Origin of the sequence: Amaricoccus sp. W119 (assembly GCF_047275745.1) — a bacterium.
Taxonomy (GTDB): domain Bacteria; phylum Pseudomonadota; class Alphaproteobacteria; order Rhodobacterales; family Rhodobacteraceae; genus Amaricoccus.
On record NZ_JBKQWU010000085.1, the window covers coordinates 1 to 9,673 of the forward strand.

At 67.1% G+C, this 9,673-nt stretch carries 10 protein-coding genes and 2 pseudogenes; 9 read left to right on the forward strand and 3 right to left on the reverse strand.

The window, feature by feature from the left end; genetic code table 11:
- Nucleotides 1-69: 69 nt before the first annotated feature.
- Nucleotides 70-507 carry a Bug family tripartite tricarboxylate transporter substrate binding protein gene (locus tag ACLJK8_RS20615; RefSeq protein ID WP_413152241.1) on the reverse strand — a complete coding sequence of 146 codons (438 nt, stop codon included), beginning with the start codon at nt 505-507 and terminating at the stop codon, nt 70-72.
- A 110-nt stretch (nt 508-617) separates the two neighbouring features.
- Between ACLJK8_RS20615 and ACLJK8_RS20620 the strand changes: the two genes are divergently transcribed.
- The 3 genes and pseudogenes from ACLJK8_RS20620 to ACLJK8_RS20630 all read left to right on the forward strand — a co-directional run.
- Nucleotides 618-1,556 carry a 2-hydroxyacid dehydrogenase gene (locus tag ACLJK8_RS20620; protein WP_413152243.1) on the forward strand — a complete coding sequence of 313 codons (939 nt, stop codon included), beginning with the start codon at nt 618-620 and terminating at the stop codon, nt 1,554-1,556.
- Between the two features lie 70 nt (nt 1,557-1,626).
- Nucleotides 1,627-2,307, forward strand: coding sequence for a GntR family transcriptional regulator (locus tag ACLJK8_RS20625; protein ID WP_413152245.1), 681 nt, complete (start codon nt 1,627-1,629; stop codon nt 2,305-2,307).
- Nucleotides 2,308-2,805: 498 nt separating this feature from the next.
- A pseudogene (locus ACLJK8_RS20630) lies at nt 2,806-3,889 on the forward strand (IS30 family transposase); the annotation flags it as partial.
- On the opposite strand, the gene ACLJK8_RS20635 reads toward ACLJK8_RS20630, so the two are convergent.
- Nucleotides 3,873-4,121, reverse strand: a complete 249-nt coding sequence (locus ACLJK8_RS20635; RefSeq protein ID WP_413152258.1) for a DUF4158 domain-containing protein — start codon at nt 4,119-4,121, stop codon at nt 3,873-3,875. The pseudogene ACLJK8_RS20630 and the gene ACLJK8_RS20635 overlap by 17 nt on opposite strands.
- A gap of 121 nt (nt 4,122-4,242) precedes the next feature.
- Here ACLJK8_RS20635 and ACLJK8_RS20640 point away from each other — a divergent pair, with 121 nt between their 5' ends.
- The 6 genes and pseudogenes from ACLJK8_RS20640 to ACLJK8_RS20665 all read left to right on the forward strand — a co-directional run bounded on the left by ACLJK8_RS20640 (nt 4,243) and on the right by ACLJK8_RS20665 (nt 8,813).
- The gene (locus ACLJK8_RS20640) at nt 4,243-4,881 is read left to right on the forward strand and encodes a recombinase family protein (RefSeq protein WP_413152247.1); all 639 of its coding nucleotides are present in this window, start codon (nt 4,243-4,245) and stop codon (nt 4,879-4,881) included.
- A gap of 33 nt (nt 4,882-4,914) precedes the next feature.
- A pseudogene (locus tag ACLJK8_RS20645) lies at nt 4,915-5,361 on the forward strand (DNA-methyltransferase); the annotation flags it as partial.
- Complete coding sequence (locus ACLJK8_RS20650) at nt 5,358-5,900, forward strand: phage terminase small subunit P27 family (protein WP_413152249.1); 543 nt, start codon at nt 5,358-5,360, stop codon at nt 5,898-5,900. The pseudogene ACLJK8_RS20645 and the gene ACLJK8_RS20650, both read left to right, overlap by 4 nt.
- 116 nt (nt 5,901-6,016) lie before the next feature.
- Nucleotides 6,017-6,730: a recombinase family protein gene (locus ACLJK8_RS20655; RefSeq protein ID WP_413152251.1), complete on the forward strand. Its 714-nt coding sequence runs from the start codon at nt 6,017-6,019 to the stop codon at nt 6,728-6,730.
- A gap of 202 nt (nt 6,731-6,932) precedes the next feature.
- Complete coding sequence (locus ACLJK8_RS20660) at nt 6,933-7,646, forward strand: hypothetical protein (protein ID WP_413152253.1); 714 nt, start codon at nt 6,933-6,935, stop codon at nt 7,644-7,646.
- Nucleotides 7,647-7,763: 117 nt separating this feature from the next.
- Nucleotides 7,764-8,813 (forward strand): hypothetical protein, encoded by a 1,050-nt coding sequence (locus ACLJK8_RS20665; protein ID WP_413152254.1) that lies wholly within the window; start codon nt 7,764-7,766, stop codon nt 8,811-8,813.
- Between the two features lie 51 nt (nt 8,814-8,864).
- Here the strand turns inward: ACLJK8_RS20665 and istB are convergent, their stop codons facing one another.
- Nucleotides 8,865-9,557 carry an IS21-like element helper ATPase IstB gene (gene istB / locus ACLJK8_RS20670; protein ID WP_413152256.1) on the reverse strand — a complete coding sequence of 231 codons (693 nt, stop codon included), beginning with the start codon at nt 9,555-9,557 and terminating at the stop codon, nt 8,865-8,867.
- Nucleotides 9,558-9,673 lie beyond the last annotated feature (116 nt).

The following is a 9,673-nucleotide window of genomic DNA, read 5'->3' on the forward strand; positions in this document are numbered from 1 at the left end:
CCCCTGTCCCTCCTGCGTTCAATGCAGAAGGGAAATAGGTGGCCGGATTTTACTCCGCCCGCGGCCGGACTATCCCGCCGCTACCGTGGCCGGTTTTTGCACCGCCGCTCTCACCTTGCTGGCGACGAGGTAGTGCGGGTAGCGCAGCAGCAGCGCCACCGGCTCGAAATCGGCCAGCGGATCGTAGGCGGGCTTGCGCTGTAGCGTGGGCACGATCGTGAAATCCGACGACGTGAGCAGGAGCGTGTAGCCGTCCGGTTCCGCCTGCGCGACGTTCACCGTCCCGATCGCGCCCGCCGCCCCGGGCAGGTTCTCGACGACGATGGTCTGGTTCAGGTCCCGGCCCAGCTGCTCCGCCACCACGCGGCCGACGAAGTCCGAAGTCCCTCCCGGCGGGAACGGAACGACCATCCGGATGACCTTGCTCGGATAGTCCTCCGCGACTGACGCGGCCGGAGCGACGCCCGCGGCGATCGCGATGGCGACGGCGAGTCCGGCGATTCTCATGAGTCCTCCCATTCGCCGCGTTCCGGCGATTCTGATTTCGGCTGTCAGAATCGATATTATATCTTTGATCAAAGATCAACGGACTGCTATGAAGGGCGTGGGAGGAGAAGATGACAACCCACGTCCTGCAATACGGGCCCCTGTTGCCCGAGACCGAGGCCGCGTTGCGCGATCGCTACGCGGTGCACCGCTATGATCGCGCCGACGACAAGGAGCGGTTCCTCGGATCGATATCGGAGATCGTCTCCGTCATCGCGACCCGCGGCGACTATCCGCTCGACGACGCGGTGTTCTCCCGCCTGCCCCGCCTCGCGCTGGTCGCGTCGTCCGGCGCCGGCTACGACGGGATCGACGTCGCGGCCGCCCAGGCACGCGGCATCGCCGTGACCCACACCCCTGGCATCGTGTCCGAATGCGTGGCCGATCTCGCCTTCGGCCTCCTGATCGCGACCGTCCGCCGTATCCTGCCGAACGACCGCTTCGTCCGGCAGGAGCGCTGGCTCTCGGAAAAGTCCGGACTGACCGACCGGGTCTGGGGCGAGCGGCTCGGGATCGTCGGACTCGGCGGGATCGGAAAGGCGATCGCGCGGCGGGCCGGGGCGTTCCGGATGGAGATCGGATATCACGGGCGACGGCGTCAGGACGGCGTCGAGCACCAGTATTTCGCGAGCGTATCGGAACTGGCCCGATGGGCGCGGTTCCTCGTCGTCGCGGCACCCGGCGGACCGGGCACGCGGGGTCTGGTCTCGGGCGCCGTTCTGGAGGCGCTGGGTCCACGCGGATATCTCGTCAACGTTTCGCGCGGCTCCGTCGTGAACGAGGAGGCGCTCGTCGCGGCGCTGCTCGGCGGTGGGATCGCCGGGGCGGGCCTCGACGTCTTCGCGAACGAGCCCGTCGTGCCTTCGGCGCTCCTCGATCTGGACAATGTCGTCCTGCAACCGCACATCGGCAGCGGCTCAACCTACACGCGCGTCGCCATGGGGCAATGCGTGCTCGACAATATCGCGGCGTTTTTCGCGGATAAGCCATTGCTGACCCCGGTGCCCTGAAGAAGGCGTCGATCGATTAAAGAAGGGAGGAGACGCGTTGGCACAGTGGATTCAGGACGATGGGGGCCAGGTGGTGATCGGCACCACCACGGCAGCGCAGGTCACCGCGGACCTGCGTCGCAGGATCCTCCTCGGTGAACTGGTTCCTGGCCAGCGGCTGAAGATCGACGAGATCGCCTCGCTTTGTGGGGTGAGCCACATGCCCGTGCGCACCGCCCTCCAGGAACTCGAAGCGGAGGGTGTGCTCCTGGTCCATCCGCGGCGGGGCGCCGAGATCCGGATGGTCGACGCGGATTACATCACGAGCATGCTGGATGTCCGGGGCGCCATCGAAGCGATGCTCGCTGGGAAATGCGCCGCCCTGGCGACGGCGGCGGAGATCGAGCAGATCGAACAGTTGGCGCGGGAGTTCGAGCAACGCGCCGACGAGGACGACGCGACCGCCCTGCTCCGCGCAAACTTCAGGCTGCACAGCTTCATCAACGCCGTCCCCAGGAACGCCGAGGCGATCCATACCCTGAACCGCGGCAGGCTGCTTATCGAGACCCTGCGGATGCGCTTCGGCTATGGCGGCGCGCGGTTGGGTGATCTGGTGAGGGAGCATCGCGAGATCGTGGCGGCGATCGCCCGTCGCGACGTGGCAATGGCGCGGGCGGTAGCGCAAGAGCATTGCGATCACGCCCGGGACGAACTCCTGCGGCTGGTCGGGAGTGAGGATCGGCCCGACCAGGAACAGACGGCGGATCGATAGAGCGGCGGCGCCCCCAGATGTGCGCGCTTCCCGACCCGCCAGTCACTGGTATGCGCACGAGGGCCGAGGCTACCGGCGGAGCATCTGGCGCGCAGTTCTGCCAGCGTTGCACGAATGGCGGACGCGTCACTCCCCGCGTCGCGGCTCCTTTGGCTCGGGCGCCGGCCCCGCAGCCTTCGCGGGGTTTTTGACACTGCGCAAAATGGGAGAATTCGCCCCGCAACACCACGTACTCCCTGAGTCAGCCATCCTATTTAGAAACTCGGCGCGCTTCCTCTTTAGATACGAGCACACGCCGAACATAGGCTATCTCCTCCCCTTGGCTTATTTGGTGAAGGCAGACCTCGCCGCGACCAGAGCCCCTCGATCGGGCTCAGAGTGACACGGCGAACATCATAATGTTTATTCTTGGTGCAGGAAGCCGGAATGGGTGCGCGCTAATCTGAACTGCGACTTTTGAGATCTGGCAGGATGTTGGAAAGCGAAAGGACATCCTGAATGAAGACGCGCTTCAGGCATCTCACGCTTTCGGAACGCCGCCAGATCGAACGCTGGCGCCTCGCCCGGATGAGCGCGACGGAGATCGCGTCCCGTCTGGGGCGCCACCGGTCCACGGTATTCCGCGAATTGAGGCGCAACCGATATCACGACGCCGAGATACCCGAGCTGAGCGGCTACTGGTGCGTGCCCGCCCAGAAGATCGCGCTCGGCCGCCGGTTCCGGCACCGCAAGCTGGCGCGTCACCCCGACTTGCGCCACCGGGTCACACGCTGCCTGCGCGCGGGCTGGAGCCCGGAGCAGATCGCCGGCCGCATGCGCTTCGAAGCGGCCCCGCTCCGTGTCAGCCAGGAGACGATCTACCAGTTCATTTATTCCGATGAGGGCCGCGCGGCGGAGTTGTGGCGCCACCTCGCCTCGGGTCGCCGCAAGCGCCGCGGACACCGTCGCCGCAAACGGTCACCACCGAAATTCGCCCCGGAACTCAGCATCCTGTTCCGTCCCGACGCCGTGGCCGGAATTCGGCCACTGGGAGGGTGATCTCGTACTCTTTCGGCAGCGGTTTGGTCCGGCGAATGTGACGACGTTGATCGAACGGGTCAGCAGGTTCCTGGTCGTGCTCAGGAACCCGGAAACGCGCGCGAAGCCGATCATGGCCCAGATCGCCGAAGTCCTGCGCCCCCTGCCGCGGGGAGCGCGCCGCTCGGTGACCTTCGACCGCGGGTCGGAGTTCGTCGACTGGCCGCACCTGCGAGCCGAGGTCGGCGCGCAAACCTGGTTCTGCGACCCNCGCCGCTCGGTGACCTTCGACCGCGGGTCGGAGTTCGTCGACTGGCCGCACCTGCGAGCCGAGGTTGGCGCGCAAACCTGGTTCTGCGACCCCCGGTCGCCCTGGCAGAAAGGCAGCGTCGAGAACGCGAACAAACGCCTTCGGCGCTGGATCCACCGTGACACCGACCCCGAGCCTCTCTCCCAGGACGACCTCAGGCGGCTCTGCGCCGGCCCCAACGCAACGCCTCGCAAGTGTCTTGGTTATCGAACCCCGGCCGAGGTCTTCAAAGCCAACGTCATCGGCGACGGCTACAGGACTGTAGGGCGTCAACCTGTCGCTTCGTCCGAAGTCGCATCTCGGCTAGCGCGTCCAGGGCGCAGAGCTGCAACGCAAAGCCAAGCCGGTTCCCGGGTTTGCGGCGGCGGCCGATACGCCAAAGATCGTCGTCCTCCAGCGCGTAGCGCCGTCGGCACTCGCCCTCATCGTCGGGGATACCGAACAGCGCGCGGCGCTGGCCGGCGGTGAGGATGCGCCGGTGCGCCATAGCCTGATGTCCGCGGCATTCGTGGAGCTTTGATTTCAAGATCGGTTATGTGATTCTTTCCGGCGCTGTGCGAGGTGCCTCTCAACGCGTCACGTAAACACATGTTTATGGAGCGATAGCGATGCTCATGGGCTACGCCCGCGTTTCGAAGGCTGATGGCACGCAGACCTCCGACCCGCAGCGCGACGCGCTGATCGCTGCCGGCGTGGGCGCCGAGCGGATCTACGAGGACCGCGCCTCAGGCAAACGCGACGACCGCCCTGGGCTCGAGGGCTGCCTACGCGCCCTGCGGGACGGCGACACGCTCGTGGTCTGGAAGCTCGATCGCCTCGGGCGCGACCTCGCCCATCTCGTCGCGACGGTGCGGGACCTCGAGGCGCGCGGCGTGGGTTTCCGAGTGCTCGCCGGCCAGGGCGCCGAGATCGACACCCAGACCGCCGGCGGCCGGCTGATCTTCGGTATCTTCGCCGCGCTCGCCGAGTTCGAGCGCGATCTGATCCGGGAGCGGGTCAACGCCGGTCTCGCCGCCGCCCGCGCCCGCGGCCGCCGCGGCGGTGCCCCCTACAAGATGACGCCCGCCAAACTGCGGCTGGCGCAGGCTGCAATGGGCAAGCCCGAAACCAGCGTCGGCGCGCTCTGCCGAGAACTGGGAATCTCCAGTCAGACCCTCTACCGCCACGTCTCGCCGACCCGCGACCTTCGCCCCGATGGCCTGCGCCTGATCGGCAAGAAAACCCAAAAGCGCCGAGCCCCCGCTTAGCGGGGATTTTGGAACTCACCGACCAAGTCACCCATCTGGGCCAAGGAGCGGCTGGTGCTCGGCCGGGGCGATTATCACTGGCAGCATGAACCGATGCTATATTGCGTCCGCGAAAAGGCGAAGGCGCACTGGTCGGGCGACCGCAAGCAGACCACGCTCTGGCGGATCGCGAACCGCGACCAGGACGCGACGACGGTGCACGGCACGCAGAAGCCCGTCGAGGCGATGCGCCGGCCGATGCTGAACAACTCCGCGCCGGGCCAGCCGGTCTACGAGCCGTTCATGGGATCGGGCACCAGCCTGATCGCCGCCGAGAGCTGTGGTCGGATCTCGCTCGGCGTCGAACTCGACCCGTCCTACGTCGACGTGGCGGTGACGCGCTGGCAGGCGTTCACCGGCGAGGCGGCGGTGCTCGACGGCGACGGCCGGAGCTTCGCCGAGGTCGCCACCGAGCGGGAGGCGCCAGAGATCCCGCGATGAAGATGAAGCCCGGACGCAAGCCGAAGCCGACCGCGATCCGCCGCGCCGAGGGCAACCCGGGCAAGCGCGCCTGGAACCACGACGAGCCGGTGCCGCCCGACGCCCTGCCCCGCTGCCCGCCGCATCTCTCGCCGGTGGCGCGCAACGAATGGCGCAGGCTCGCCGGCACACTGCACGGCATGCGCGTACTGACGGTGATCGACCGCGCCGCGCTCGCCGCCTACTGCCAGGCCTGGGCGCGCTGGGTCGAGGCCGAGGAGAAGCTCAAGGAGACGCCGGTGCTGTTCAAGACGCCCTCGGGCTACATCCAGCAGTCGCCCTGGCTCGCCATCGCCAACAAGCAGCTCGAGCTGATGGGCCGCTACATGATCGAGCTCGGGCTCACCCCGGCGGCGCGCTCGCGCGTCAGTGTCGCGCCGGTCCAGACCGGCCCGGAGGCGATCACCGTCGAGATCGTGCACGGCCGGCCGATCTCGGAATATTCCGACGCCGAGCTCGAGGAGATGATCCGGCGCTACCAGCAGCCGCGCCCGTTCTGACCGGCCAACTTCCTTATCCGGCTACACTTCGCCGCGCGGAGCGTCCACAGCTGCCAAACCAGGGTTACGCAGTTCTGGTCGCGCCAAAGGCGCGCAAGCATGGACGCGGAGGTCGGATGCGTCGGATCATCGGCCACGAACGGGTCTCCACGGCGCGTCAGGGCGCGAGCGGCCTTGGGCTCGAAGCGCAGCGCCAGGCGATCGACGGCTACGCCGCCCAGCGAAGCGCGACGCTGCTCGCCCGGTTCACCGAGGTCGAAAGCGGGCGGAACGCGGACCGGCCCGAGCTCGGCCGCGCGCTGCATCTCGCCAAGGTCACGGGCGCGACCCTCGTGATTGCCAAGCTCGACCGGCTCTCGCGCAACGCCGCCTTCCTGCTCGCGCTCCGCGACAGCGGCGTCAAATTCGTCGCGGTCGACATGCCCGAGGCGAATGATCTCACCGTCGGCATCATGGCGCTGGTCGCCGAGCAGGAGCGCGCGGCGATCTCGCGCCGCACCAAGGAGGCGCTGGCGGTCGCGAAGGCGCGCGGCGTCAAGCTAGGCAACCCGAACGGCGCGGCGGCGCTGCGCCGGGCGGCCGAGGGCGGTGTCGCACTCCGTGCCACCGTCGCGGCCAACGCCGAGCGACACGCCCGCGATCTCGCGCCGGTCATCGCGGACATCCGCGCCGGCGGCGCGACCAGCCTGCGCGCCATCGCGGCCGAGCTCGACGCGCGCGGCATGCTGACCCGGCGCGGCGGGCGGTGGCATGTGTCCAACGTCGCGATCCTGCTCGCCCGGCTCGGGCACGCGGGAGGTGCCACACAGCAGTCTCGGGTGATGTCCTGATCTGAGGTGATCCCAATATGGCAGTCCGCCGAGGTTCGCGGTGACGACGCTAAACCGCATCGCCTCGGTATCGCAGCCATGCTGAACCTCGCCATCCTCAAGGCCTTCACCGGCGGGGCGGCCCCATCGTGCTATCCTGTGCTCTCATAAGGACTGATTCGGCATCGGCATTCGCGAACAACCTCGTAGCGGGAGACGATTGATGCCTTGGGACGCGATTATCAAAGGCGGCTTCCCGACGCTGGTTTTCGCGCTGTTCGGCTACCTTATTTACACGCTGATCACCAACGCGATTTCAGCGCTCTCGAAAGAATTTGAAGCGACCCGGACGGCGGAGCGCGAAGCGATCGCTGAAGATCGGAGGTCGACGCGTTCGGCGCTGGATGAGGTTCGGACCAGCAACCTCCAAATAGCCATGGAGGTCCGGCAAAACTGGCTGGCATTCGCCCAATCAGTAGATATCGATCTTCGAGCCCGCCGTTTCGAGGTCTACAAGCCGCTTTGGCAGCTGACCGAGAAGTTTCCTCAATACCCGAGGCGCAACCATGTCTCCTACGACACGCTGCTGCCGTTCTCAGAAAGTTTGCGGGACTGGTATTTCCAGACCGGCGGAATCCTCCTCACCGACAGCGCACGCGATGCCTACTTTGCCGTTCAGAAAGAACTCAAGCTCTACATCGACAAGGATCGGACCGACGAGTTGGAGCCCGACAACTATCATCGTATCAGGGCAAAATGCAGTTTCCTCCGAACGGAGCTGACGCGCGATCTGCTCTCTCGGCGCGCGGCACCGGTTTCAGACGCGGTTCCGGCTGAGGGAATTCAGGGCACCGAACGATCTTCCATCGACCCACACGAACCATCTGCGGACCAGCCCAGCGGAAGTCATGGAGCGGATCACGCAGCCCGCTCCTGAGCAACCCCAACCCTATGGCCGAATGCGATTCTGGGTGATGCTGGTGGGTCGGGTTCCCTTGGATCCAGAATCCCAACCCTCGGCGCCGGCGCGACCGCCTCCGGCGCCACCAAGACGGTGAACCTCGGCACCGGCGGCACCGGCTCCGACACGGTCGTCAACATCGGCTCGGCGACGCCGGGCGCCGATGGCGTCACGGTCGTCAACACGCCGACCGTCACCTTCGCGAACGGCGTCACCGTCGTGGAAATGCCCCAAGCGAACCTTACTGCGCTGCTGCTCGGGCTCGGCGGCGCGGTTGCGGATGCCTGGAACCGGCTCTCGGTCAACACCCCGGCGGTGCTGCTGAACAACGCAGGCGCCGGGATCGAGGCGACCGTCAACAAGGCTGCCGCCGGCAACGACGCCGCCTTCGCCTTCAAGACCGGCTTCAGCGCCCGGGCGCTGATCGGGCTCCTCGGTTCGGACGACTTCAGCTTCAAGGTCAGCCCGGATGGGTCGACCTACTTCGATGCGATCCTGGTCGACCGGACGAGCGGCCGGGTCGAGCTGCCGAAGCCGGCGATCCTGCCGGGCGTGTCCAGTGCGCCGGCGGCGCTGGCGTCGGGCAAGCTCGCGCTCTATGCCCGGAGCCGGGCCGGCCAGCCCTGGCTCGACGCCATGCGCTCGAACGGCCGCGACTTCTCACTGCAGCCGCATCTCGGGCTGGCGCGGCCGGCGATGTGGCTGCCGTCGTCGGGCGCTACCATCACCACCGAGGGCATGTCGAACTCGACGGTCGGCACCGTCTCGACCCCTAGCCTCGCCGCGACTTCGCTCGCCACCAGCATGCGCCGCTGGCGGCTGACCTCTGCGGCGACGGTGGACTCGGCCTCGGACCAGCGCAGCGGCGTCTTCACCTGCTGGCGCGGCAATGCCGCCGGGCTCGGCGGCTGGACCTTCGTCACTCGGATCTCGCTCGCCACGTTGCAGGCAACCGGCATGGCTTTCGTTGGCTTGTATGGCTCGACGGCGGCGCTCGCCACCACGCTGACGCTCAGCGCCGTCGTCAGCGCCATCGGTATCGGCTTTCAGCGCGGCACCCATACCCGCTGGCAGCTGGTGACCAACGACGCGAGCGGGCCGCCGACGCTCGTCGACATGGGTGCGAGTGTCAACGCCGACTGAAGTTTCCTCAAAAGTGCCGAAGTAAAAATCCCCAGTTTCCGGCCTCGGTGATCAGCCGTGCAGGTGATCGGTTCTCCCGTTTTTTGGCGGCCGTCCGCGGCGCTTCGGCGGTGGCGGCATGATCGCGGCGTGGGAGCGGCTGTGCTCCGGGATGAGGTCGGCATGGGCCCGCAGGCGGTAGCTCGCGCCTTCGATTTGAATGACGATGGCGTGGTGGAGCAGGCGATCGAGCAGCGCGGTGGCGACGACGGGATCGCCGAAGACCTCGCCCCATTCGGCGAAGCCGCGGTTCGAGGTGAGGATCATCGCACCCTTCTCGTAGCGGTGGTTGACGAGCTGGAAGAACAGGTTGGCACCGCCCGGGGTGATCGGGAGGTAGCCGATCTCATCGACGATGAGCAGGCTGTTCCTGCTGAAGAATCGCAGCTTTTCGGGCAGGCGCCCGTCGCGCTCCGCCCGGCTCAGGCCGTCGATGATTTCCGCGAGGGTGGCGCGGTACACCCGCTTGCCCGCCCTGACGGCCTCGACCCCGAGCGCGGTTGCGATGTGAGATTTGCCGGTTCCAGGCGGGCCAAGCAGATGGAGCACCTCCGCGCGTTCGATGAAGTGCAGTTGTGCCAGGGCGAGGATGCGCCCCCGATCCAGCGACGGCTGGAAGGCGAAGTCGAAGCCTTCGATGGTCTTGGCGGGCATCAGGCGCGCCGTCTTCAGCGCGACGCTGATCCTGCGCCCCTCGCGCGTCACGTGGGGAGTGTCAGAAGCTCTGTGTATCTGGCCGCCGGTCCGGTCCCAGCCTGACCGCGTTCAGCCCTGGATGGGCTTGAAGCGATCCTCGAACATGATGGCGAACTGATTGACCG